The organism is Massilia sp. H6, from assembly GCF_024802625.1.
Taxonomy (GTDB): Bacteria; Pseudomonadota; Gammaproteobacteria; order Burkholderiales; family Burkholderiaceae_D; genus Telluria.
The window spans coordinates 2,545,289-2,569,959 of sequence record NZ_CP103371.1; the positions used below are offsets into that span (position 1 = coordinate 2,545,289).

At 64.7% G+C, this 24,671-nt stretch carries 24 protein-coding genes; 8 read left to right on the top strand and 16 right to left on the bottom strand.

The annotated features are described in order from the left end of the window. Positions 1–3: 3 nt before the first annotated feature. The 10 genes from NRS07_RS11360 to cyoA are packed head-to-tail and all read right to left on the bottom strand — an operon-like array spanning position 4 to position 8,264. On the bottom strand, positions 4–666 hold the full coding sequence (locus NRS07_RS11360) for an MOSC domain-containing protein (RefSeq protein WP_259206924.1): 663 nt from the start codon (positions 664–666) through the stop codon (positions 4–6). Beyond that, entirely contained in the window at positions 647–1,060 is a 414-nt protein-coding gene (locus tag NRS07_RS11365; RefSeq protein ID WP_259206926.1) for a DUF6404 family protein, read from the bottom strand. The genes NRS07_RS11360 and NRS07_RS11365 overlap by 20 nt, the downstream gene beginning before the upstream one ends. Before the next feature lie 27 nt (positions 1,061–1,087). Beyond that, entirely contained in the window at positions 1,088–1,462 is a 375-nt protein-coding gene (locus NRS07_RS11370) for a cytochrome c family protein (protein ID WP_259206928.1), read from the bottom strand. Position 1,463: 1 nt separating this feature from the next. Continuing rightward, the gene (locus tag NRS07_RS11375; protein WP_259206931.1) at positions 1,464–2,018 is read right to left on the bottom strand and encodes a response regulator transcription factor; all 555 of its coding nucleotides are present in this window, start codon (positions 2,016–2,018) and stop codon (positions 1,464–1,466) included. Further along, entirely contained in the window at positions 2,002–3,351 is a 1,350-nt protein-coding gene (locus NRS07_RS11380; protein ID WP_259206934.1) for an ATP-binding protein, read from the bottom strand. Before NRS07_RS11380 ends, NRS07_RS11375 begins: the two co-directional genes overlap by 17 nt. A gap of 19 nt (positions 3,352–3,370) precedes the next feature. Beyond that, a complete protein-coding gene (locus NRS07_RS11385; protein WP_259213179.1) occupies positions 3,371–4,174 on the bottom strand; it encodes an SURF1 family protein in 804 nt (267 codons plus the stop codon). Beyond that, positions 4,174–4,581, bottom strand: a complete 408-nt coding sequence (gene cyoD, locus NRS07_RS11390) for a cytochrome o ubiquinol oxidase subunit IV (RefSeq protein WP_259206936.1) — start codon at positions 4,579–4,581, stop codon at positions 4,174–4,176. Before cyoD ends, NRS07_RS11385 begins: the two co-directional genes overlap by 1 nt. Then, positions 4,578–5,216, bottom strand: a complete 639-nt coding sequence (gene cyoC / locus NRS07_RS11395; RefSeq protein WP_259206938.1) for a cytochrome o ubiquinol oxidase subunit III — start codon at positions 5,214–5,216, stop codon at positions 4,578–4,580. Before cyoC ends, cyoD begins: the two co-directional genes overlap by 4 nt. Beyond that, entirely contained in the window at positions 5,209–7,212 is a 2,004-nt protein-coding gene (gene cyoB, locus NRS07_RS11400; protein ID WP_259206939.1) for a cytochrome o ubiquinol oxidase subunit I, read from the bottom strand. The genes cyoC and cyoB overlap by 8 nt, the downstream gene beginning before the upstream one ends. Positions 7,213–7,214: 2 nt before the next feature. After that, entirely contained in the window at positions 7,215–8,264 is a 1,050-nt protein-coding gene (gene cyoA / locus NRS07_RS11405; protein WP_259206940.1) for a ubiquinol oxidase subunit II, read from the bottom strand. 198 nt (positions 8,265–8,462) lie between these two features. On the opposite strand from cyoA, the gene NRS07_RS11410 reads away from it, so the two are divergent. After that, positions 8,463–9,806, top strand: a complete 1,344-nt coding sequence (locus NRS07_RS11410; protein WP_259206941.1) for an MFS transporter — start codon at positions 8,463–8,465, stop codon at positions 9,804–9,806. A 227-nt stretch (positions 9,807–10,033) separates the two neighbouring features. Here the strand turns inward: NRS07_RS11410 and NRS07_RS11415 are convergent, their stop codons facing one another. Both NRS07_RS11415 and NRS07_RS11420 read right to left on the bottom strand, forming a co-directional pair. Then, a complete protein-coding gene (locus NRS07_RS11415) occupies positions 10,034–10,957 on the bottom strand; it encodes a ZIP family metal transporter (protein WP_259206943.1) in 924 nt (307 codons plus the stop codon). Between the two features lie 33 nt (positions 10,958–10,990). Beyond that, entirely contained in the window at positions 10,991–12,028 is a 1,038-nt protein-coding gene (locus NRS07_RS11420; protein ID WP_259206945.1) for a manganese catalase family protein, read from the bottom strand. 290 nt (positions 12,029–12,318) lie between these two features. Between NRS07_RS11420 and NRS07_RS11425 the strand changes: the two genes are divergently transcribed. Further along, positions 12,319–12,915 carry a hemerythrin domain-containing protein gene (locus NRS07_RS11425; protein WP_259206947.1) on the top strand — a complete coding sequence of 199 codons (597 nt, stop codon included), beginning with the start codon at positions 12,319–12,321 and terminating at the stop codon, positions 12,913–12,915. 40 nt (positions 12,916–12,955) lie between these two features. Here the strand turns inward: NRS07_RS11425 and NRS07_RS11430 are convergent, their stop codons facing one another. From NRS07_RS11430 to NRS07_RS11445, 4 genes are all read right to left on the bottom strand, one after another. After that, the gene (locus tag NRS07_RS11430) at positions 12,956–13,705 is read right to left on the bottom strand and encodes an LrgB family protein (RefSeq protein ID WP_259206949.1); all 750 of its coding nucleotides are present in this window, start codon (positions 13,703–13,705) and stop codon (positions 12,956–12,958) included. Beyond that, positions 13,698–14,048, bottom strand: a complete 351-nt coding sequence (locus NRS07_RS11435; protein ID WP_259206951.1) for a CidA/LrgA family protein — start codon at positions 14,046–14,048, stop codon at positions 13,698–13,700. Before NRS07_RS11435 ends, NRS07_RS11430 begins: the two co-directional genes overlap by 8 nt. Before the next feature lie 59 nt (positions 14,049–14,107). Further along, complete coding sequence (gene hppD, locus NRS07_RS11440) at positions 14,108–15,196, bottom strand: 4-hydroxyphenylpyruvate dioxygenase (protein WP_259206953.1); 1,089 nt, start codon at positions 15,194–15,196, stop codon at positions 14,108–14,110. A gap of 80 nt (positions 15,197–15,276) precedes the next feature. Continuing rightward, the gene (locus tag NRS07_RS11445; protein WP_259206956.1) at positions 15,277–16,182 is read right to left on the bottom strand and encodes a LysR family transcriptional regulator; all 906 of its coding nucleotides are present in this window, start codon (positions 16,180–16,182) and stop codon (positions 15,277–15,279) included. A 162-nt stretch (positions 16,183–16,344) separates the two neighbouring features. On the opposite strand from NRS07_RS11445, the gene hmgA reads away from it, so the two are divergent. From hmgA to NRS07_RS11475, 6 genes are all read left to right on the top strand, one after another. Continuing rightward, the gene (gene hmgA / locus NRS07_RS11450) at positions 16,345–17,652 is read left to right on the top strand and encodes a homogentisate 1,2-dioxygenase (protein WP_259206957.1); all 1,308 of its coding nucleotides are present in this window, start codon (positions 16,345–16,347) and stop codon (positions 17,650–17,652) included. Between the two features lie 144 nt (positions 17,653–17,796). Continuing rightward, positions 17,797–19,113: a hemolysin family protein gene (locus tag NRS07_RS11455; RefSeq protein WP_307729889.1), complete on the top strand. Its 1,317-nt coding sequence runs from the start codon at positions 17,797–17,799 to the stop codon at positions 19,111–19,113. Between the two features lie 39 nt (positions 19,114–19,152). Then, a complete protein-coding gene (locus tag NRS07_RS11460) occupies positions 19,153–19,992 on the top strand; it encodes a redoxin family protein (protein WP_259206960.1) in 840 nt (279 codons plus the stop codon). 146 nt (positions 19,993–20,138) lie between these two features. Then, positions 20,139–22,442 carry a bifunctional diguanylate cyclase/phosphodiesterase gene (locus NRS07_RS11465; protein ID WP_259206962.1) on the top strand — a complete coding sequence of 768 codons (2,304 nt, stop codon included), beginning with the start codon at positions 20,139–20,141 and terminating at the stop codon, positions 22,440–22,442. Positions 22,443–22,556: 114 nt separating this feature from the next. After that, positions 22,557–22,922, top strand: coding sequence for a hypothetical protein (locus tag NRS07_RS11470; protein WP_259206964.1), 366 nt, complete (start codon positions 22,557–22,559; stop codon positions 22,920–22,922). 325 nt (positions 22,923–23,247) lie between these two features. After that, a complete protein-coding gene (locus tag NRS07_RS11475) occupies positions 23,248–24,630 on the top strand; it encodes an amino acid permease (RefSeq protein WP_259206966.1) in 1,383 nt (460 codons plus the stop codon). The last annotated feature ends 41 nt before the right edge of the window (positions 24,631–24,671 follow it).

Below are 24,671 nucleotides of genomic sequence, written 5' to 3' on the forward strand. Positions count from 1 at the left end.
GCCTCAGTCGTACAAGCCCGCGCCATCCCAGCGCGGCAGCGATGGCGCCGCGCCGGCGGCGGCCGCCTTGCGCGCATGGTCCGGGCCCAGCCTGGCAAGCAGGCGCGGAAACGCGCGGCAATAGCTGGACTGGATGCCGGCCAGCCGGGCCAGGTCGCGGTAAGCCACGACGCTTCCATCGGGCACCGCCTCGAGCACCTGCGCGACCCGCTCGCGCCAGTCGTCCGGCCAGGCGGGCAGCAGGCCGAGCGTCCGCACGGGGTCGCCTACCCGGACCGTTCCGCCCGCAAGGACCCGGGCCAGCATGCCGCGCTGCGCTGCGGCGCGCGCCGCCAGGCCGGGCTGGCGCAGCTCGAGCCGGCCGCAGGCTTCGCATTGGAACATCAGGCGCAGCCTTACTTCGAGGCCCACTTGCAAGACCGTGCCCGAGCGCAGCAGCGAGGTGTCGAGATCGAGCAGCAGGTTTTCGCGCAGCGCGTGCGGCGCCAGCCCCAGCCTGGCATAGGCGGCGCTGCCTGCCAGCAGCAACTGGCGCGGCGACAGCGGGTCGGCATGCCGGTCGCCGGCCAGCCCGGTGGCGCTCACGGCGATGGCGCAATCGACACGCACCGGCTCGGCCGTGCCGGGCGGACGGATTGCCAGTGCCTCAAGGATTCCGGTCGGCATGCGGGCTTGCCGACGGTGTAGCCAGCGATTCCCAGCTCGGCAGGCCGTGCTTTCTTCTGGAGTAAGCCGTATGGCAGGCCATCGACACCCCGAAGAACAGACCGGTGAGCAGCGACACGATGACCGCTGCGGCCACGACCATGCCTTCGTCGCGCCAGCGCCAGAACCACATCATGAAGCCCCAGAACAGCGTGAACCAGGCGGCGTTCCAGGCCACGATGCGCCAGAACGGTTCGAATGGGAACGGCCGCAGCTTGACGCCGAGGGCCCGCAGCAGCACGTAATGGCGCGGGTCGGCGGCGCGGCGTGGATAGCCCTTGCGCTCGAGCAAGTCGATGGCGCGGCGGCGCTGTTGTTCGAAGTCCATGCTGGGCGTGGTTGGCAAAAAGCTCATCCTACCATCACCGCGACCCGCGAAAACTCAAGGATTCCCACCTTTTGCCGAACGCAGGTAGGCCAGCAGGTCGGCCACCTGGCGCTCGTTGCCCATGCCCCAGAAGCGCATCTTGTTGCCGGGCACTGCCGCGTCGGGATCGCGCAGGAAGGCGGCCAGCTTCTGTTCGGTCCAGACGAAGCCGGCGCGTTTCATGGCGGGCGAATAGGCGTAGTCCGGCAAGGCGCCGGCGCGGCGGCCAACGATGCCGTTGAGCTGGGGACCGAAACTGCTGCGCGCAGCGGGGCCGACCTGGTGGCAGTTGGCGCAGCGCTTGAAAGCAAGCTTCCCAGCCGCGAGCGGGTCGGCGGCCTGAACGGGTGCGGTGCAGGCCAACAACAAGACCACGACCAGGGCGCGCATACTATTTCACCCGCTGCTTTTCGAGCTTGCGCGCCAGCGTGCGCCGGTGCAGCCCGAGGCGGCGCGCCGCTTCCGAGATATTGAAGTCGGTCTCAGCCAGCACCGCATGGATGCGCTCCCATTCGAGCGTCTTGATCGAGGTCGAGCGCGCGGTCAGCTCGATCTCGGCGCATCCGGCGACATGCCCGAAGGCAGCCTCGATGTCGTCGGTATTGGACGGCTTGGCCAGGTATTGCACCGCGCCGAGCTTGATTGCCTCGACCGCGGTGGCGATGCTGGCAAAGCCGGTCAACACTACGATCAGCATGTCCGGATCGTGCTCGTGCAGCAGCTGGACACAAGCCAGCCCCGAGGTATTGCCCTTGAGCTTGAGGTCGACCACGGCGTAGCCAGGCGAATGCGATTCCAGCAGCGTGGCCGCTTCATCCAGGCTGTGCGCGGCCAGCACCCGATAGCCGCGCCGCTCGAACGAGCGGCTCAGGGTGCGCGCGAACGCCTCGTCGTCTTCAATGACCAGCAGCAGGCGCTCATGGTCAAGGTCAAGGCTGGTGGTCAATGCGTTCCTCTTCAAGTTCGATACTGGACAGTGGCAGCGTGAGCGTGACCTGGGCGCCGCCGTCCGGCCGGTTCACGGCAGTCACCGCGCCGCCCAGCTTGCGCACCACGTTCACGGCCAGGAACAGGCCCAACCCGTGGCCCGGCCCGGGCTTGGTCGACTGGTAGGGTTTGCCGATCTGGCCCAGCATGGCCGGCGCGAATCCTGGCCCGCGGTCGCTCACCACAATGGCCAGCACGCCGTCGGCGATACTGGCGTCCAGCCCGACCCAGTCGGGCGAGGCGTCCAGCGCATTGTCGAGCAGGTTGTCGATGGTCTGCTTCAGGGCCGAGTCCGAGGCTACCGGCAGGTCGGCCGCGATGTGGTTATTGTACTGGAAGCTGCGCACCGGGCGGCTCGCCTGCCAGGCCGCGGCCAGGCCGTCAACGAAGCTGCGGATGGTGGTGCGCACCGCCGATTCGCCGCGCGCTTCGCCGGCCGACAGCAAGATGCCGCTGACGATCGACTTGCAGCGCCGCAGCTGGGTTTGCATCTCGGTGATTTCTTCCAGCAGCACCGGGTCGTTGCGGAACTGCGGCATGCGCTTCCAGTCGCCAAGAATCACGGACACGGTCGCCAGCGGGGTACCCAGTTCGTGCGCGGCGCCCGACGCCAGCAAGCCCATGCGCACGATATGCTCTTCTTCCACCGCGTGCTGGCGCAGCAGTGCCAGTTGCGCCGCCTTCTGGCGCAGGGTGTCGGAGATGCGCGACATGAACATCACCAACAAGGCCGCCACCAGCGCGAAGCACACCAGCAGGCCCTGGATATAGAGGCTGAATATGCCGCGCGCATGATCGAAGGGCAGCGCCAGCGGCTGGGCAAACATGGCCAGGCCGGCCATGCAGCCGAGCGTGATCAAGACGATGGTCCAGGTCCACAGCACCTCGAGCAGCACCGCCGACAGGATCACCTGCAGCAGGTAGAGAAAGGCGAAGGGATTAGTGATGCCGCCCGACAGGTAGAGCAGCACGGTCAGGCTGGCCACGTCGACCAGCAGCGCCATGAACATCTCGCCGTTCGACACCGGCCGCCGCTCGTGCCAGCGCAGGTGGCTGGCCACATTGAAAGCGATCAGGCAGGCCAGTACCTGCAGCATGTGCACCAGCGGCAGCTCGATCTTGAAGATCAGGATGGCCGCGGCGATGGTGGTGATCTGGCCGATCACGGCGATCCAGCGCAGCTCGATCAGCTGCAGCATGTTCTTGTGGCCAGCCGCGAACTCGACGTTCGCCGCGGCCGCCTGGGGCGAACTGCGGGCCGCCTTGGCGAAGAAATCGAGGGGGGATTGCATCGGCTGGCGCTATCGAACGCTAATCGTCCGCAATGGCGGCGCCATGGCGCCTCACCCACCACCAGGCCGCCAGCACCATTGCGCTCAAGCCGTACCAGGTCAGCGCGTACACGATATGGTTGTTCTGAAAGGCGATCACGGTCAGGCCGCCGACGGCGCGCTCGGGGGCGGCGGCCGGATCCTGGCCCTTACCGGCATCGACGAAATACGGCGCCACCGGGCCCAGGCCGCGCGCCTGTGCGATCAGGGCCACGTCGCGCGAATACCAGCGGTTGCCCTTCGGGTCGTTCTCGCGCAGGAAGCCGCCGCCTGGCTCGCCTATGCGCAGCAGGCCGGTGACGCGCACCGGCTCGCCGCCCGGCGCTGCGCACGGATTGCTGCCTGCGCGCCTGGCGGCATAGGTGCCGGGTTTGTTGTCCGAAGAAGGTATGAAGCCGCGGTTGACAAAGACAATGCTGCCATCCGCGCGGCACAGCGGCGTCAGGAGCCAGAAGCCCGCGCCCAGCTCGCTCAGGGCCTGGACCGGGGTGGTGAACTGATACAGATAGTGCCCGGTGAGGCTGACCCGCCGGTATTCGTCGGACGCCCGGCTAACTTGCGCCCATTGCGCCACCGCGGGCGCGGCTACCGGCGGGGCATGCACGCGGTCGTCGACGCGGGCGATCAGGTCTTGTTTCCATTGCAGGCGCATGACTTGCCAGCTACCGAGACCTGCGAACAGCACGGCCAGCAGCAGGGCCGCGGCCCCCACCGCGCGGCGCGCGAAGGCGCTGCGTGGTGGATGGGCGACGGGTCCTGCCGGCTTGGCGCGCTGGTCCGGCATCACGGCATGTCGTGCGCGCCGTGGGTGGTATCGCTGGCGCCGCCCATGGCCGGCATCATGTTGGCGTTCATGTGATACATGACCCAGATCGAGCCGGACATCACGATCACCAGCAGCACCACGGTCAGGATCAGCGCCATCATGTTCCAGCCGTCCTCGGACTTCGAGTTCAGGTGCAGGAAGTAGATCATCTGCACCACGACCTGCACCGCGGCGAAGGCCAGGATCACGACCCGGGCGGTATTGGGCGGCAGCACATTGCCCATCACCAGCCAGAACGGAATTGCGGTCAGGATCAGCGAGAGCACGAAGCCGATCGCGTAGTCCTTGGCGCTGTAATGGGTCACATAGGTATCATGACCATGCGCGTGGCCATCGTGGCCGTGTTCGTGGTGTTGCCCACTCATGGCATCACTCCCAGCAGATAGACAAAGGTAAACACGCCGATCCAGACGACGTCCAGGAAGTGCCAGAACAGCGACAGGCACTGCAGGCGGCGGAAGTTCTCGGCGCCCAGGCCATGCTTTTTGAGCTGGACCATCAGCGTGACCAGCCACACCAGGCCGAACAGCACGTGCAGGCCGTGGGTGCCGACCAGCGCGAAGAACGCCGTCAGGAAACCGCTACGCTGCGGGCCCGCACCCTGGTGGATCAGGTGATAGAACTCGTAGATCTCGAGCGCCAGGAAAGCCAGGCCGAGCAGGCCGGTCACGCCCATCCACAAGATGGTCTTGCCGACCTTCTTGGCCTGCGCCGAGATCATCGCGAAGCCGAAGGTAATCGACGACATCAGCAGGAAAGCGGTATTGACCGCAATGAGCGTCAGGTCGAACAGTTCGGCGCCGCTTGGGCCGCCGGCATAGTTGCGGCCCAGCACAGCATAGGTAGCGAACAGGGACGCGAAGATGAGGCAATCGCTCATCAGGTAGATCCAGAAGCCCAGCAGGGTGCCGTTCTCTGGGTGGTGCTCGCGCACCAGGTAGCGCGCGGTCACCTCGTCGGCGCTGAGCGCGCCTGGCATCGATGGTTTAAGTTCAGACATGGCTTTCCAACAGACGGGTATGCGCTTGCTCGTTGCGGGTCACTTCTTCCGCCGAGATGTAGTAATCGCGCTTGTAGTTAAAGGTGTGGATGATGATCGCGGCCATCATGGCGACGAAGGACACCGCAGTGAGCAGCCACATGTGCCAGATGATGGCAAAGCCCACCACCGCAGCCAGCACCGAGATCACGAATCCGGCCCAGGTGTTGCTTGGCATGTGGATCGCGACATAGTCCTTCAGCGGACGCTGGTAACCGTTCTTCTTCATGTCGGCGAAGGTGTCGTTGTCGTGCACCACCGGCGTGAACGCGAAGTTGTAGTCGGCCGGTGGCGACGTGGTCGCCCATTCCAGCGTACGGCCATCCCATGGGTCGCCGGTGACGTCGCGCAGCTTGGCGCGGTCTTTCCAGGTAAAGAAGATCTGCAGCAGCAGTGCGCCGATGCCGCCGGCAATCATCAGGGTGCCGAAGAACGAGATCTGGAACAGCCACTGGATCGACGGGTCTTCGAAATGGCTCACGCGGCGGGTCACGCCCATGAAGCCCAGGATGTATGGCGGGGTGAAGGCAACCCAGAAGCCGATCGACCACAGCCAGAACGAGACATGGCCCCAGAACTGGTTGAGCTTGACGCCGAACATCTTTGGCGCCCAGTAGTTGAAGCCGGCGAACAGGCCGAACAGCACGCCGCCGATGATCACGTTGTGGAAGTGGGCGATCAGGAACAGCGAGTTGTGCAGCACGAAGTCGGCAGCCGGGATCGCCAGCATCACGCCGGTCATGCCGCCGATGGTAAAGGTCAGCATGAACGACACGGTCCACATCATCGGCAGCTCGAAGCGGATCCGGCCGCGGTACATCGTGAACAGCCAGTTGAAGATCTTGGCGCCGGTCGGGATCGAGATGATCATCGTGGTAATGCCGAAGAACGAATTGACGCTGGCGCCCGAGCCCATGGTGAAGAAGTGGTGCAGCCACACCAGGTAGGACAGGATCATGATCACCACGGTCGCATACACCATCGAGGTGTAGCCGAACAGGCGCTTGCCGCAGAAGGTCGAGACCACTTCCGAGAAGATACCAAAGGCCGGCAGCACCAGGATGTAGACCTCGGGGTGGCCCCAGATCCAGATCAGGTTCACGTACATCATGGCGTTGCCGCCCTTGTCGTTCGTGAAGAAGTTGGTGTCGAACAGGCGGTCCATGCCCAGCATGGCCAGCACGGCGGTCAGGATCGGGAAGGACATCACGATCAGGATGTTGGTGCACAGCGAAGTCCAGACGAAGACTGGCATCTTCATCAGGCCCATGCCCGGTGCGCGCATCTTGATGATGGTCACGACCAGGTTCACGCCGGAGAGCAGCGTGCCGACGCCGGCGATCTGCAGCGACCAGATGTAATAGTCGACGCCCACACCCGGACTGGCCAGGATGCCCGACAGCGGCGGATAGGCCAGCCAGCCGGTACGTGCGAATTCACCCACGAACAGCGACGCCATCACCAGGATCGCGCCCATGGTGGTCATCCAGAACGAGAAGTTGTTCAGGAACGGGAAGGCCACGTCGCGCGCGCCGATCTGGAGCGGCACTACATAGTTCATCAGGCCGGTCACGAACGGCATCGCCACGAAGAAGATCATGATCACGCCGTGCGCGGTGAAGATCTGGTCGTAGTGGTCCGGCGGCAGGAAGCCGTGGTTGTTTCCGAAGGCGAACGCCTGCTGGGCGCGCATCATCAGCGCATCGGCGAAGCCGCGCAAGAACATCACCAGGCCCAGGATCATGTACATGATGCCGATTTTCTTGTGGTCGATACTGGTGATCCAGTTGCTCCACAGGCTGCCCCACTGGCGGAAGTAGGTGATCAGGGCCACCAGGCCCAGGCCACCGACCACCACGCCGGCAAAGGTCGCTAACAGGATCGGGTCATGGAAGGGAATCGCGTCCCAGCTGAGCCGACCGAAGATGAGCTTCGTCAGGTCGAATGAGTCTTGCATGATTACTTTTTCACAGTCATGTTAGAGGAGCCCGCCGCAGGGGCGCCCGGCATAGCGGTGGCGTCGGTCGGCGTGGTGCACACTTCCAGCCCCGCCACCTGGGCAGCACCGGATTTCGGCAGCTGCTTGATCGCGGCGGCGACCTGGGCGCGCTTGTGGTCATCGAGCATCTGCTGGTTCATGCAGACGGTACCGTCGGCCACGCAGCGGTTCAGGATGCGGTTGAACAGGGCCGGCTCGACCGAACCGTAATAACGCACCGGTTCGCGCGAGGTCGGCTTTTCCAGCTCGATATAGCTGGCCCGGTCGAGCGCACCCGGGGTGGCCTTCATGCTCGCCACCCAGGCGTCGAACTCGGCAGCGGTGACGCCCTTGTAGCCGAATCTCATGTGCGAGAAACCTTCGCCGCTGAAATTGGTCGAGCGTCCTTCGTAGTCGCCGGTCTTGTTCAGCACGGCGTTGAGGGTGGTCTCCATGCTCGGCATCGCGTAGATCATGCCGGCCAGGGTCGGGATGTAGAACGCGTTCATCACGGTCGAGGCGGTGATCTTGAAGCGGATTGGGGTATCGATCGGGGTCACCAGCTGGTTGACCGAAGCGATGCCCTGCTCTGGATAGATGAACAGCCATTTCCAGTCCAGCGCCACCACCTGCACCTCGATCGGCTTGGTCGAGGCCGAAATCGGGCGGTTGGCGTCGATACGGTCGAGCGGACGGTAAGGATCGAGCTTGTGGGTCGAGACCCAGGTGATCAGGCCGAGCACGATGATGATCAGGAGCGGTGCGCCCCAGATCACCAGCTCGAGCTTGGTCGAGTGATCCCAGTCCGGCTCGTATTTGGCGTTGGCGTTCTTGCGATAGCGCCAGGCGAACAGGACGATCAGGATCATCACCGGGACGACGATGATCAACATCAGCAGGACCGACACGGTAATCAGGTCGGCCTGCTGCCTTGCAATATCGCCGTTGGGATTCATTACGACCGTATTGCAGCCGGATAGCAGTGCAATCAGGAGTAAAGGCAGTCCGCGGCGGACAATTTTAGGTTTCATGCTAGGTATCTAACGTTACATGGGAATAAGATCATGCTACTGTACTGCCAACGACAGTACGCAACCATTGGACACTTTGTCCTACCCTTACCGCATTGCAATTATTGCATCGCAGCAAACTGGTGGCAGACTCGCAGTCGATCGGCAACCGCAACAGCAACAAGAACGAAGAATCAGATTCAGGAATCAGGAGAGAATATGCAGAGCACGACCCAGTACGGCGGCGCAGGCGCCGCTCCCATCACCCACCCCACCAGCGGCGCCCGCAACATCAATGCCCGCGATGGTGAAATCCACCCGGCCGATATTGCCGTCGGCGTGGTCATCGGCCGGGCTTCGGAATATTTCGAGTTCTTCGTCTATGCGATCGCATCGGTGCTCGTTTTTCCAGCGGTCTTTTTCCCTTGGGCTGACCGACTCGAAGCCACACTATACTCATTTACCGTATTTGCGTTCGCATTCATCGCGCGCCCGATCGGCACCATCGTGTTCATGGAGATCCAGAAGCGCTACAGCCGCGAAATCAAGCTGACCATCGCCCTGTTCCTGATGGGCACCTGTACCGTCGTGATTGCCTTCATCCCGACCTATGGCCAGATTGGCGCGGCGTCGATCGTGGTGCTGTCCTTGATGCGCATCGGCCAGGGTGTGGCCCAGGGCGGCTCGTGGGACGGCCTGCCGTCGCTGCTGGCCCTGAGCGCTCCGGAACACAAGCGCGGCTGGTATGCGATGCTGGGCCAGCTCGCCGCCCCGATCGGCTTTTTGATCGCGGCCGGCCTGTTTGCCTACCTCCTCAGCAACCTGTCGTCCGACGACTTCCTGGTCTGGGGCTGGCGCTATCCGTTCTTCTGCGCCTTCATGATCAACGTGGTGGCCCTGTTCGCGCGCCTGCGCCTGGTGTCCACCAGCGAATATTCGCGCCTGCTCGACTCGCACGAACTCGACCCGGCGCCGGTTGGCGAGCTGGTCAAGTCGCAAGGCAGCAACATTGCCATCGGCGCCCTCGCCGCCCTGGCCAGCTATGCGCTGTTCCACCTGGTGACCGTGTTCCCGCTGTCCTGGATCCAGCTCTACGACACCCGCCCGATGAACGAATTCCTGCACGTGCAGATGTGGGGCGCGGTACTGGCGGCAGTGGCCATCCTGGCCTCGGGCTATATCGCCGACCGGGTCGGCCGCCGTACCACGCTGGGTACGCTGGCGGCGCTGATCGCGCTGTTCTCGGCCTTCGTGCCATCGCTGATGGATGGCGGCGTGACCGGCCAGAACATCTTCATCCTGGTCGGCTTCACCCTGCTCGGCCTGTCGTATGGCCAGGCTGCCGGCGCGGTAACCTCGAACTTCAAGCAGCAATACCGCTACACCGGCGCGGCGCTGACTTCAGACCTGGCCTGGCTGGTCGGCGCGGCCTTTGCTCCGCTGGTCGCGCTTGGGCTGTCGGCGCACTATGGCCTGGGCTACGTGAGCCTGTACCTGCTCTCGGGTGCGGTCGGTTCGCTGGCGGCGTTGAGCCTGAACCGCAAGCTCGAAATCAAGGACTGACCCGGTCCTGACCGGGGGGCGGCCCTGGCTGCTTCGACTCACGCCGGCAATGCGCAAGCATTGCCGGCGTTTCTTTTGGTGCTGGCCTGCTTGCGGGCGCGCGCCGACACGGCGCGGCACCGCGCAAGGCGGCCAGGCGCAGTTGGTCTAGTGAGGGTGAGTGTCCAGCAGGTGCAAGGGCGGAGGCGAACTCTCGCCGGCTGACCCGGCTTGCCCCCCCCGCTCGGTTACGACAGGGCAGTATCGAGCACCGTCATCAGGATGAAACCGATGACCAGCGCGATACTGGCCCAGGTGCCATTGCCGCTCTGGCGAGATTCCGGCACGACATCGTTGACAATCACGAACAGCATTGCGCCACCCGACGCTGCCAGTGCGAACGGCAGCATGCCGCCGGCGATCCCGATCAGGGCCACGCCGAAAGCGGCCGCAACCGGCTCGATCAGGCCCGAGGCTACGCCCATGCCGACCGCGGTCAGGCGCCCGTAGCCAACGGCGCGCAGCGCCAGTGCCACCACCAGGCCTTCGGGCACGTCCTGGATCGAAATACCTGTAGTCAAGGCATTGGCTTTTTCCAGGTCGATGCCGGCATGGGCCACGCCGATTGCCAGGCCTTCGGGCAGGTTATGCAGCGCCACCGCCCACACGAATAGCCAGGCGCGGCGCAGTGAGACGCCAGCATCGCCGCCGTCGAGGATGCCCTCGGTTTGCACGGCGCGCCCGAGCAGCAGGATTGCGCCGGCACCGGCCATGATGCCGGCCCCCGCCATCAGGCTCGCCTCCCAGTTGCCAGCGCCGGCCGCCTTGGCCGCGGCCAGCGCCGGAATAATAAGGGAAAATGCGGTCGCGCCCAGCATGACGCCGGCGCCAAAGCCCAGGAAGCAGTCGTAGCTACGCTTGGAGAAGTTTTGCGCCAGCAGCACCGGCAAGGTGCCCAATGCTGTGGCGGCGGCGGCAGTGGCGCCGCCCAGCAGTGCGCGGTGCATCTTCGGGTTATCGCTCATGAGCTGCTCGACCAAACTGCCGAGCAGAAGAATACAGCCGACACTGCAGATGACGATGCCGACAGCGCGCCTGAGCGTTAGCGCGCGCAAGAAGGCGCGCAAGGAAAACAGCTTGTTGTGTGGTACGCGTTCTGTATGAAAATTCATGCAAATCCCGGGAAAAGGCCGCGCGGCGCTGGCTTATTTCTTCATGGCCCTGGTCGGCTTGTCTTTGCCCCCGTCGGCAGGCTTGCTGCTGCTGCTGCTGCTGCCGCTTCCGGTGTCGTCGAGCGGGCCGCCGCGCGAAGCCGAGCTTGGTTGGTTAGCGGTCTGTCGGGAGCTTGCAGCCATCGTACCACCGGCCGACTGCATGCTCATGCCCAGTTCCGCTCCGGTGCGCGGCGACGACATCGGATCGGATGCGGTGCGCCTGGCCATTTGCTCGAGGATGTCGATGTCGCCGGCCGGCAGTGCGACTTCGGCGTCGCCGGAGCCGCCATCGACCGCCTGCTGCTGCTCGCGGTCGGAAACAAAATCCCAGTCGGCGCCCTGGTTCCAGGGCCCGCGCATCTCGCCCGGGCCTTGCGACATGTTGTAGTAGACGCTGGCAAATCGCGGATCGGCTGGCATCTTTCCGGGAGGGAAGTTCGGCTCGATCGCGTACAAGGCCTTCTCAAACGATTTCTGGTGCGCCACTTCGCGCGTCATGAGAAAACCCAGGGCTTCTTTCACACCCGCATCGTCGGTCAGGCCGATCAGGCGCTCGTAGACAATCTTGGCGCGCGCCTCGGCCGCGATGTTCGAGCGCAGATCGGCGGTCGGCTCGGTGATCGAATCGACATAGGCCGCCGTCCAGGGCACGCCGGCCGAGTTCACCAGCGGGGTGCCGCCACCGTACAGCACCTGGGTGAGGTGGCTATCGTTGCCCGCGCCGGTAATGGCCTTGTAGGTGTCGGCTTCGCTGTCGACCGACTCGGCCAGCCGGCCCTTGGCGCCCTTGTTGAGCATGGCCACGATATGCCCGATGATTTCAAGGTGGCTCAGCTCCTCGGTGGCAATGTCGAACAGCATATCCTTGCGGCCCGGGTCGTCTTCGGAGACAGCCTGGGTGAAATACCGCATCGCCGCCGCCAGTTCGCCCTGCGGACCGCCAAACTGCTCGAGCATCAGGTTGGCCAGTCCTGGGTTGGGCCCGGCGACACGGACCGTATATTGCAGACGCTTAGTATGTGCAAACATGAGCTGGTTCCTCCATGGGTTGAGCAAGCGGGCGGCGTGGGCGGATATCGGTAACCGGATTGGTCCATCTTGGCAGGCATCGGCAGGCGCGCAAAGCGGGCCTCGCCGCGCGTCGCTGTAGGACTAGGGTGACGGTTTGCTGTTGGAATTTAATCAAGTGTCGGCTTGCAGCCCAGCTCGCGCCAGCGCCGCTGGCGGTGATCGCCGACACGGGTACGGCACGCGCGCCTACAGTAAAGCCGACCTGCCGCGCACTACCATGTTGACCATCCGACCACAGGAGAACCACCATGTTTTCACTGAATAAACTCAGCCCGACGATTACCAACATGATCCGTTTCGACCACTCGCATGTGATGGTCACCTTTCACCAGTACGAGCGCGACAAGCGTCCGAGCGTCAAGAAAGCATTGGCCGACACCATTTGCGATGCGCTCGACATTCACGCGACACTCGAAGAAGAAATCTTTTATCCGGTGATGCGCCAGCGCGATAGCGGCGAGCCCTTCATGCACAAGGCCGAGCCGGAGCACGATGAGATGCGTCGCCTGATCGCCGAACTGCGCCGTACCAGCGGAGCCGATCCGCGTCATGACAAACTGGTGATGGAACTGATGCGCGACGTGCTGCACCACGTGGCCGACGAGGAAACCACGCTGCTGCCGCATGCCGAAGCCATGCTGAGCAAGGACGCCCTGTCCGAACTGGGCGCCCAGATGACGCGCCGCCGGCTGCAACTGGTCGGCCCCAAGGCCGGCAAGCTGGCCAAGAGCCATGCCGTCGGCTTTTCGGGTAGCGGCACCGCGCTGGTGCTGGGCCTGGCCAGCGCCGTGTTCGCGGCCAAAGCCTTTGCCCCGAAAAAAACCTGGAAGTCGAAGCCGGCCTGAACCAGGCGCCTGCCCCGCACTGGGGCAGGCAGCGGGTGGGTCAAGCGAGCCGGCCCTGCACCAGGCTTAGCACCAGCGGTACCAGCCAGGGCGCAAGCAGCGCCGTCATGGCGCCATTCAGGCCCATCGCCAGTCCGGCAAACGCGCCCATCTCGGCACTGACCTGAAATGCCCGCGCGGTACCGACGCCGTGGGCGGCCAGGCCGAGCGCAAAGCCGCGGGCAGCCGGCGAGTCGATGCGCAGCGCCGCGAACACATAGCGCGCCACGATGGCGCCGAATATCCCGGTACCGATCACCAGTGCCGCCGTCAGCGCCGGTATCCCGCCGAGCCGCTGCGAGACCGCCATCGCGATGGGTGACGTCGCCGATTTGGGCCCGAGCGTGGCCCCCAGTTCCGGGGTGGCGCCAAGCAGCGCCGCGATGGCCACCGCCGACACGATCGCCGTCACGCAACCGAGCAGCAGCGCCGCCGCCAGCGGCAGCCAGGCGCGCCGCAGCCGCGGCAACTGGCGCACCAGCGGCACGGCCAGGGCCACGGTGGCCGGTCCGAGCAGGAAATGCACGAACTGTGCGCCCGAGAAATACTGTCCATACGACATGCCCGAGAGCCACAGCACCAGGACGACAAGGCCGATCGAGATCGCCACCGGGTTGGCCAGCGGCGAGCCGCCGCACCACAAAAATACCCGCTGCGCCGCCAGATAGGCGCACAGCGTCATGGACAGGCCCAGCAGCGGCGAGGCCGACAAATACACCCAGAATGCACTGATACCGGCCAGTTCAGGCATCTCCGTCCTTTGCCGTACCCAAGCCGCGCAGCATCAGGCCGGTCACTGCCAGCGCCAGCACGGTACTGGCGACAAGCGCGGCGAGAATGGCGAACCAGTGGCCGCTGCCGCTGGCGGCAGTGGCGACAATGCCCACGCCGGCCGGAACGAACAGCAGCGACAGGTGAGACAGCAGGGTATTGGCGCCCTCTTCGATCGTCTTGAGCAAAGGTGGATGGGCGACCAGGGCCGCCATCAAGAGCAGCATGCCGGCCACCGGCCCGGGCAGCGCGAGTCCGAGCATGAAGACAATGCCTTCACCGAGACACTGGAACAGCAGCAAAATAGTAAAGGCGGGCAGCATGAGCGCTCCGTGATGGCAAGGAGCTCAGCATAGCAAACGCTGGCGGCCAGACTACAGGTTCAAGCCGAGGCCGTTGCCCCCGCGATCGCACCGCGCCGCACCTGGTCGCGCTCGATCGACTCGAACAAGGCCTTGAAATTGCCTTCGCCGAAGCCGTCGTCGCCCTTGCGCTGGATAAATTCAAAGAACACCGGGCCGAGCTGGGTGGTCGAGAAGATCTGCAGCAACAGGCGTGGCTTGCCATCGAGTACGCTGCCATCGAGCAGCAAGCCGCGCGACTTGAGCTGCCCGGTGTCTTCGCCGTGGCCGGGAATGCGCCCTTCGAGCATCTCGTAATACGTTTCCGGCGGCGCGGCCATCAGCGGCACGCCGGCGGCGCGCAGCGAGTCCACGGTCTTCATCAGGTCGTCGCTGAGCAGGGCGATATGCTGGATGCCTTCGCCGTTGAACTGCATCAGGAACTCCTCGATCTGGCCGCCGCCGGCCTTGCCTTCTTCGTTGAGCGGAATGCGGATCATGCCGTCCGGCGCGGTCATGGCTTTCGAGGTCAGGCCGGTATATTCGCCCTTGATGTCGAAGTAGCGGATCTCGCGGAAGTTGAACAGCTTCTCGTAGAAATTGGCCCAGAACGCCATGCGGCCACGGTAGACATTGTGGGTCAGGTGGTCGATGATCGACAGGCCATGGCCGCGCGGATGCCGCTCGACGCCCTCGATGAATTCGAAATCGATGTCATAGATCGACTTGCCCTCTTCGAAACGGTCGATCAGGTACAGCGGCGCGCCGCCAATACCCTTGATCGCCGGCAGGCGCAGCTCCATCGGGCCGGTCGGGATCTCGATCGCCTGGGCGCCCAATTCGAGCGCGCGCGCATAGGCCTTGTGCGCATCTTTTACGCGAAAAGCCATGCCGCAGGCCGACGGGCCGTGTTCGGCCGCGAAATAGGCGGCGTAACTCTTCGGTTCGTTGTTGATGATGAAATTGATGCCGCCCTGGCGGTACAGGCTCACCGCCTTCGAGCGGTGCACCGCCACCTTCGTGAAGCCGAGCTGGGCGAACACCGCTTCGAGCACGCCCGGCGTGGGCGAAGCAAATTCGACGAACTCGAAGCCCATCAGGCCCATGGGATTGTCAAACAGGTCTGCCATTTTCTCTTCCTTGTATGTCGTTGCTAGGTCGTTGGTCAGGTGGCCGCGCGATTGCCCACGGCCGGGTTGCTACGCATTCTTCATTCCGCGAACACCTCGCCCAGGAGGGCGCGCAGCCACTGGTTGCCCGGGTCCTGGTTATAGCGCCGGTGCCAGAACACACTGGTCTGCAGCGGCGGCAGCGCAAGCGGCGGCACCACCCACTCCAGAGCGAACGGCAATGCCGCCCGCTCGGCCAGTTTCTGCGGCACCGTCACCACCAGGTCGCTGCTGCCGACGATATACGGCACCGCGGTGAAATGCGGCACCCGAAAGCGCACCATCGGTCCCACGCCGGCACGTTCGAGCAGCGCATTGATGCGCTCGTACGGACCTTCGCTGGACGCCACCAGCACGTGCCCGGCCTGCACGAAGCGCTCCAGGCTCAATTCACCCCTGCCCAGCGGATGGCCCTTGCGGAACATCGTTACATAGGGCTGGCGAAACAACTGGCGCTGGTACAAGGCATCGGACACATCTTCGAAAGGGCCGATCGCCAGGTCCACCCGCCCGCCTTCCATCTCTTGCTTGAGCGCCGCCGCGCTGGCGCGAACGGAGCTGATCTCGACCAGCGGCGCCAGCTGACGGCAGCGCTCGATCAGGGGCGGCATGAAGTAGATCTCGCCCACGTCGGTCATGGCCAGCACGAAGCGGCGCTTGCTGGCGGCCGGATCGAAACGGCTGCGCTGGTTCAGCGCCAGCGCCACCTGCGCCATCGCCACCCCGATCGGCTCGGCCATCTGCATCGCCAGCGGCGTCGGTTGCATGCCGCTGGCGGTGCGCACGAACAATTCATCTCCGAACGCGCGGCGCAGGCGCGCCAGTGCATTGCTCACTGCTGACTGGCTCAGGCCAAGCCGCCTGGCGGCCGCGGATATCTGGCGCTCGCGGTAGACTTCCTGGAAAACCGAGAGCAGGTTCAGGTCGATGGTATGGGGTTCGATCATGGCTCGCCGGTCAGTTGCGCATTGTGGGCGCGGGGATCGCGCAGGAACAGCAGTATTTAGCTCGTGAATAGTCTACATTTCGTTATTCATCTCGTAAAGCATCCTGAATTCTTCTACAGTAGCTGGCGCACCCTCACACGACCCAGCCCAGGAGATTTCTGCATGAGCCAGCCTACCGGCTACCAGTCGGCCTACCTGAGCGGATTCGGCAACGAATTCGCCACCGAAGCCCTGCCCGGCGCCCTGCCGCAGCACCGCAACTCGCCGCAGCGCGTTGCCTACGGCCTGTATGCCGAACAGCTCTCCGGCACCGCCTTTACCGCGCCGCGCAGCCACAACCGGCGCTCGTGGCTGTACCGGATCCGGCCGGCGGCGGTCCATGGCGCCTTTGCCGCGATCGACGCTGGCCGCATCGCCAGCCGCTTCGATACCCCGGCCCCACCCGACCAGCTGCGCTGGAGTCCACTGCCGATGCCCGAGGCGCCGACCGATTTCATCGACGGCTGGGTGACCATGGCCGGCAACGGCTCGGCCCAGGCCATGACCGGCTGCGCGATCCACCTGTACGCCGCCAACCGGTCGATGCAGGGCCGCTATTTCTACAGCGCCGACGGCGAGCTGCTAGTGGTGCCGCAGCAGGGGCGGCTGGCGATCCATACCGAACTGGGGCTGCTCGACGTCGAGCCCCACGAAATCGCGGTGATCCCGCGCGGCCTGCGCTTTCGGGTCGCGCTGCCCGACGGCCAGGCGCGCGGCTATATCTGCGAGAATTTCGGCGCGCTATTGCAGTTGCCCGACCTGGGCCCGATCGGCGCGAACGGCCTGGCCAACCCGCGCGACTTTCTCACGCCGGTGGCGCGCTACGAAGACCTGGAAGGCGATTTCGAGCTGGTCGCCAAGTTCTGCGGCGGCCTGTGGCGCGCCGAGATCAAGCATTCGCCGCTCGACGTCGTCGCCTGGCACGGCAACTACGCGCCCTACAAGTACGACCTGCGCCATTTCAATACCATCGGCTCGGTCAGCTACGACCACCCGGACCCGTCGATCTTCCTGGTGCTGCACGCGCCGAGCGACACGCCGGGGGTGTCCACGCTCGACTTCGTGATCTTTCCGCCGCGCTGGCTGGCCGGCGAAGACACCTTCCGTCCGCCCTGGTTCCACCGCAACGTGTCCAGCGAATTCATGGGCCTGATCCATGGCGCCTACGACGCCAAGGCCGACGGTTTCAACCCGGGCGGGTCCAGCCTGCACAATTGCATGAGCGGGCATGGTCCGGACGCAGCTACCTTCGACAAGGCCAGTGCCGCCGATACCGCCCAGCCGCACAAGGTGCGCGATACCATGGCTTTCATGTTCGAGACCCGCAACGTGCTCGTGCCGACCCCGTCGGCGCTGGCGTCGCCGCAGCGCCAGGGCGACTATCAGCGCTGCTGGGCCGGCATCGGCAAGCACTTCCGGCCAACTCCCTGACGCCGGGCTCATCATGAGCGTGCGGCCCGGAAAGCCTGCGGCAGGCTATCATGCGCCATGCGCCACGGCGGCGCGCCCGGTCACGGCCCGGTAAGCCCGCGAAAGGCCGCTGCGCCAGTGTTGACCGACATATTGATCATCTCCGTGCTGATAGTCTTGAACGGGGTGTTCGCAATGAGCGAGTTGGCGCTGGTGTCGGCCAAGCGCATGCGCCTGGAGCGGCGCGCCGAAGACGGCAGCCGCGGGGCCCGCGCCGCGCTCTTGCTGGCCGACGATCCCAGCCACTTCCTGTCGACGGTGCAGGTCGGCATCACCCTGATCGGCATTTTCAACGGCGCGTTCGGCGAGGCCTCGCTGGTCAGCCATCTGGCGCCCCACCTCGACGGCCTGCCCGGCGTCGGCCCCTATGCCCGTGAATTCGCGCTCGGCGTGGTGGTGCTGGCCATTACGGTGGCGTCGATCATCTTCGGCGAGCTGGTGCCCAAGCGCATCGCAATGGCCTATCCGGAAGTGGTGGCCACCCTGATTTCGCAACCGCTGCGCATGCTTTCGAGCATGATGTCGCCCTTCGTGCGCTTCCTGTCGCTGAGCACCAACGCCATCGTGCGCCTGCTCGGCATTCACCAGTCCAAGGAAGAAGCGCCGACCGAAGAAGACATCGCCGGCATCATCAAAGAAGGCGCCAACACCGGCGTGTTCGAAAAAACCGAGTACGACATCGTGTCGCGCGCCCTGCGTCTCGACGACCAGCACCTCAAGTCGCTGATGACCCCGCGCGTCGACCTGGTCATCCTCGACCTCGCGCAAGAGCGCAGCATTAACCTGGACATTATCGTGTCGCATCCCTACAGCCGTTTTCCGGTCTGCCGCAGCGACCGTTCGCACATTCTCGGCTACGTGATGGCGCGCGACCTGCTGGCGCAAGCGGTGCGGGCCGGCTCGATCGATGCCATCGACATCGACGCCGCGGTGCATGAACTGCTGTACGTGCCGGAGACCGTCGGCGCGATGGTGCTGCTCGAGATGTTCAAGAAGAACCGCGCCGAGCTGGCGCTGATCGTCGACGAGTACGGCGACATCCAGGGCATGGTCACCCTCAGCGACATCATGAGCGCGCTGGTCGGCGACGTTGCCGTGTGCGGCGAGGAGCACGACCCCGACGCGGTGCAGCGCCAGGATGGCAGCTGGCTGCTCGATGGCGGCCTGGCCCTGGACCGCTTCCGCGACCTGTTCGAAACAGGTGTCGGCTTTCCCGGCGAAGACAGCGGCGCCTACCACACACTGGCCGGCTTCGTGCTCTACCAGCTCGGTTACATCCCGAAGGCGGCCGACACGGTCGACTGGGGCAGCTTTCGCTTCGAAATCATGGACATGGACGGCAACCGGATCGACCGCATCCTGGTCACGCGCCAGCAAGCTGCGCCTGAGCAGGAGCAAGCGCCGGGCATGCAGCCGGACTAAACCGCCGCTGCGCGGTGTGTGCGGCAAGCGTTCTGCGGTATGCTGCCGCCAACTCAACAGCAGGAGCGCGCGGTGGACGTCATTGCACTCGGACCCCTGGTCCTTCCAGTTACCACTTCCCTGGTGCTGGCGGCGATCCTGGCTGCCAACGGCGTTGCCGAATGGTATCGCCGGCGCCGTGGCACCGATGCCGGAGCGCTGCTGTGGACGATGATCCTGGCCGGCTTCGTGGCCGCGCGCGTGGTGTTCGTGCTGCGTCACCACGACATCTTTCTGGCCGATCCAATGGCCGCGCTCGACATCCGCGACGGCGGCTTCGACCGCATGGTCGGCGTGATCGTTGCCTGCGCCATCGGCGCCAGCCAGATCAGCCGCCATGCGCATCTGAAGCGCCCGCTGGTGGCCGCGATCCTGGCCGGCGGCGCGCTCTGGCTGGGAGGCACGCTGCTGGCCAGGTCCCTGGCGCCGCCCCAGGCCCCCTTGCCCGACGTGACCGTGCGCCGCCTCGACGGCAGCCCGGTCGACCTGCGCAGCTACCAGGGCCAGCCGCTGGTCGTCAACCTGTGGGCCAGCTGGTGTCCGCCCTGTCGCCGCGAAATGCCGGCCCTGCGCGCGGCCCAGCAAGCCAATCCCGGAATCACTTTCGTGTTCGTCAACCAGGGCGAGTCGGCGGCAGTGGTTTCGCAGTTCATGGCCGCGCAAGGCTTAACGATGGCCAACGTGGTGCTCGATCCGTCAGCACAGATGGCCGCGCGCACCCGATCGCCCGGCTATCCGACCACCTTGTTCTACGACGCGCGCGGCGTGCTGCGCTTGCGCCACCCGGGCGAGCTGTCCGAGGCCAGCCTGCGCGAAAAACTGGCACAGGCGATGCGCTGAAGCGGCGAGCAAGGCCGCGATACCAAGAAACAACACTTACCCAACGCGCATGACAGCAACTTATAGTCACGGTAAAATATTGCGATAAGCCAATTTTTGGTGCGCCTCAGTAATTCTGATCAAGCCATGCCTACCTGGGCCACCGGATGAAACCGTTCTACAACATTGCGCAGTGGCGCATCCGTATCTTCGCGTCGCTGATGTCAACCGTGGTGGTACTCGGCGCGGTCGCCGCGGTGCCCAGTGCGACGCTGGCGCTGGCCGAAGGCCTGTGGCCGGTCGCGGTCATGGACGCGCTGGCCCTGGTCTGGATCTTCGCCATCTGGTGGTACGACCGCCTGCCCTATACTTTCAGAGTACTCAATTTTCTGGCCGTGATGTTCGGCGTGGGCGTGGGCCTGATGGTCACGGTCGGCGCAGTCAGCCAGATATTCTTGATGGGCCCACCGGTGATGGCGGCCATCCTGCTGGGCACGCGCCAGGCGCTGCTGGCCCTGGTCCTGAGCGCCGCCATCATCCTCGGCCTGGGCCTGTCGGGCCATGCCCAACTGGTTGTCACGGGCATGGACGCCAATAGCGTGCTGCCTTCGCTGATCGTCACCCTCAATTACCTGTGCATCGGCTCGGTCATCACGATCACCTGCGGCGCCCTGCTCAAGGGTTTGTCGCGCTCGCTGGACGAGGTCCGCGGTTTCGCCGAGTCGCTCGAGTCCAAGCAGGAAAAGCTGCACGAGCTCAATGCCGAACTGCGGCTGACCTCGGCCGCGGTGGCGCGCCTGAACGACATGGTACTGATCGCCCAGGCAGTTGACGAACCCGGCGCTGAGCAGCCGATCATCTTCGCCAACGAAGCTTTCGAGCGCCGCACCGGTTTTACTCGCGACCAGATCGTCGGCCAGAGCATGCGCATGCTCTACGGTCCCGACACCGACCCGGCCGAACTCCAGCGCATCCTGGGGGCGGTCGCGCGCAACGAACCGGTCACCTCGGAACTGATGAGTTATACCAAGTCTGGCGAAGCCTATTGGGTGGAGATGGAAATGGTGCCCTTCGCCAGCGAAGGCGGACGCAATACGCACTGGGTGGTGGTAGGCCGCGACGTCACCGAGCGCCGCAACTCGGACAACAAGATTCACCACCTGGCTTTCTACGACGTGCTCACCGGCTTGCCCAACCGCCGCCTGCTGACCGAACGCCTGGACACGCTGGTGGCAAGCCGCAACGCCAGCGGCATGCTGGGCGCGGTCCTGTTCATCGACCTCGACAATTTCAAGTACGTCAACGATGCCCGCGGCCATGCCACCGGCGACGCTCTGCTGCGCCATGCCGCCGAACGGCTCGGTTCGGTGGTGCGCAAGCGTGACACCGTGGCGCGCCTGGGCGGCGACGAATTCGTGGTACTGCTGGGCGACCTGGGGACCGACCCGGAAGCGGCCACCGCAACGGCGCTGTCGGTTGCCGCCAAGGTGCTCGCGGCGCTGGGCGAAGCGGTCACCATTGGCGAGCATGTCTACCGCTCCACCGGCAGCATCGGGGTGGCCTTGCCCCTGGTGGCAGGCCAGACCGCCCACGACCTGCTGCGCGAAGCCGATACCGCGATGTACCAGGCCAAGGCAGACGGGCGCAATGGCGTCACGCTGTTCGAGTCCAACATGCTGGCCGAAGCCGAGCGCAAGCTGACCATCGAACGCGACCTGGCCAATGCCCTCGAGAATGGCGAGCTGGCGATGCACCTGCAGTTGCAGGTCGACAGCTGCCAGCGGCCGGTCGGCGCCGAACTCCTGATGCGCTGGCGCCGTGCCGACGGCGTGCTGGTGCCGCCAGATGTCTTTATCCCGATCGCCGAAACCAGCGGCCTGATCGTCCAGCTGGGTCACTGGGTATTGCGCCAGGCCTGCGCCGCGTGGCTGCGCCTGGACGCCGCCGGCCATCCGATCCCGCTGTCGATTAATGTCAGCCCGGCCCAGTTTCGCCAGCATGATTTTGTCGACGACGTGCGCGCCATCCTGCAGCAGACCGGGGCCCCGGCCAGCGAGCTGATTTTCGAGGTCACCGAAGGCCTGCTAGTGACGGACCTGGACCAGACCATCGCCCGCATGCACGAGCTGGCGGCGATGGGCATCCGCTTCTCGATCGACGACTTCGGCACCGGTTACTCGAACCTGGCCTATCTCAAGAAGATGCCGCTGTACGAACTGAAGATCGACAAGAGCTTTATCCGCGACACCCCGAACGACGTCAACGGCACCGCGATCGTGCAGTCGATCCTGGCGATGGCCGAGCACCTCGGCCTGCGGGTGGTGGCCGAGGGCATCGAAACCGAGCAGCAGGCCCGCTACCTGGCCGAGAACGGCAGCCCGTGCATGCAGGGCTATTTGTTCTCGCGCCCGGGACCGCTCGACGAGCTGCTGGCGCGGCTGGGCACGCAGGCCGCTACTCCTGCCGCATAAAGCGTCCAAACTGGCACGCTTTCTTGTCAATTGTGATTTTTGTTGAATTTGCTGGCCAGCTGCCGGTGCTATGCTCGCCACCTTGTGCAATCGACAGGCAGCGGCAGGCATCGGATGACACCCAAGAATACCCTGTGGGCCCTGCTGGCGCTCATGCTCGCTACCGGCATGGCCGAAGCGCTGTACGCTGCCGCGCATATGACGATGCCGGCCTGGTGGATCCTGCTGAGCGCCTTCCTGCTGAGCTTTCTGCCGTATTACTGGTACCGCCAGGACAGCGAGGCGCGGCATTTCCCGCGCTCGCGCCTGATGAATACCGTGGTGGTCGGCATCGGGCCGGTCGGCATTCCGGTGTATTTGTATTGCAGCCGCGACAAAGGCCTGCGCCTGCGCGCGCTGGCGCGCATGTCGGGCTTCGTGCTGGCCATGGTGGGCGCGGCCGCGATGGGGGCGATCGCGTTTTTCCTGATGCCGGGCTGAGTGCAAGCCATGCGCCGGTGTTCCGGCTTAGCCGGTAAGCTGCGTTCATCGCTGCGAACTGGCGCGGCAACCTCTTCATGGAGATACCTTATGCGCAAGATGATCATGATGGCCATTGCAGGCTATTTGTGGAAGAAGTTCAGCGGCAAATCGGTGAAGCACCCGGGCACAGCGCGCAAGTACCGTAGCTTCTAAGGCAGCTGCCAAGGCAGCTTCCAGGCACACCCCAGCGGCCTGGGCGAAGCAATTCGCCCAGGCCGTCTTCATTGCAGTAAAATCGCTGGCTTTGAGGCAACTGTTTGCCAAAGACACTACGAGGCCAGCGATGAACGCGCCGCAGCACCCACCGGGTAACGAACTCAAGCGCGGACTCAAGAACCGCCACATCCAGCTGATCGCCCTTGGCGGCGCCATCGGCACCGGGCTTTTCCTTGGCGTTGCCCAGACCATCCAGATGGCAGGCCCTTCGGCCCTGCTTGGCTATGCCTTCGCCGGCCTGATCGCTTTTCTGATCATGCGCCAGATGGGCGAGATGATCGTCGACGAGCCGGTCGCCGGCTCGTTCGGCTATTTCGCCGCCAAATACGGCAGTCCGATGGCCGGCTTCATGTCGGGCTGGAACTATTGGGTGATGTATATCCTGGTCAGCATGGCCGAGCTGTCCGCGCTCGGCATCTATATACAGTACTGGTTCCCGGACATCCCGACCTGGGTGTCGGCGCTCGGCTTCTTCGTGCTCGTCAACCTGCTCAGCCTGATGAAAGTGAAGGCCTTCGGCGAACTGGAATTCTGGTTCTCGATCATCAAGGTCGCGGCAGTGGTGGGCATGATCCTGTTCGGCAGTTACCTGTTGATCAGCGACACCGCCGGTCCCCAGGCCGGCGTGGCCAACCTGTGGCGCCATGGCGGCTTCTTCCCGAGCGGCTGGGCCGGACTGGCGCTGTCGATGGCAGTCATCATGTTCTCGTTCGGCGGCCTGGAAATGATCGGCATCACCGCCGCCGAGGCCGACAACCCGGGGTATACCATTCCGCGCGCCGTCAACCAGGCGATCTGGCGCATCGCCATTTTCTATGTCGGCGCGCTGGCCGTGCTGCTGATGTTGTATCCATGGACCAAGGTCGCCCAGGGCACCAGCCCCTTCGTCCTGATTTTCACCGCGCTCGACAGCCACATGGTGGCCAACATCCTGAACCTGGTGGTGCTGACTGCCGCGCTGTCGGTCTATAACGGCTGCGTGTATGCCAACAGCCGCATGCTGTTCGGCCTGGCCGAACAGGGCAATGCACCGCGCGCGCTGATGAAAGTGGACCGCCGCGGCGTACCGCTGGCCGCGCTGGCGGTGTCGGCGACGGCTACTGGCCTGTGCATCTGCATCAATTATTTCCTGCCGCGCGAAGCGTTCGGCATGCTGATGGGCCTGGCCGTTGCCGCGCTCGTCATCAACTGGGGCATGATCTGCTGGAGCCACCTGCGCTTCCGGCGCCAGAAAGACGCGGCCGGCCAAGACACCGCATTCCGCAGCCCGCTGTTTCCACTAACCAACTACCTGTGCCTGGCTTTCCTGGCCGGCGTGGTGGTGGTGATGTACCTGACGCCCGGCCTGCGGGTCTCGGTCTACCTGATCCCGGCCTGGTTGCTGCTGCTCTCAATCGGCTACCGCCTGCGCGCGCGCAATGCGCTGGCCGGGCGCATCGCTTCTGCTTGACGCCTTGGGCGGCAGGCCAGGCCCGCTTATGCTGCATAGCA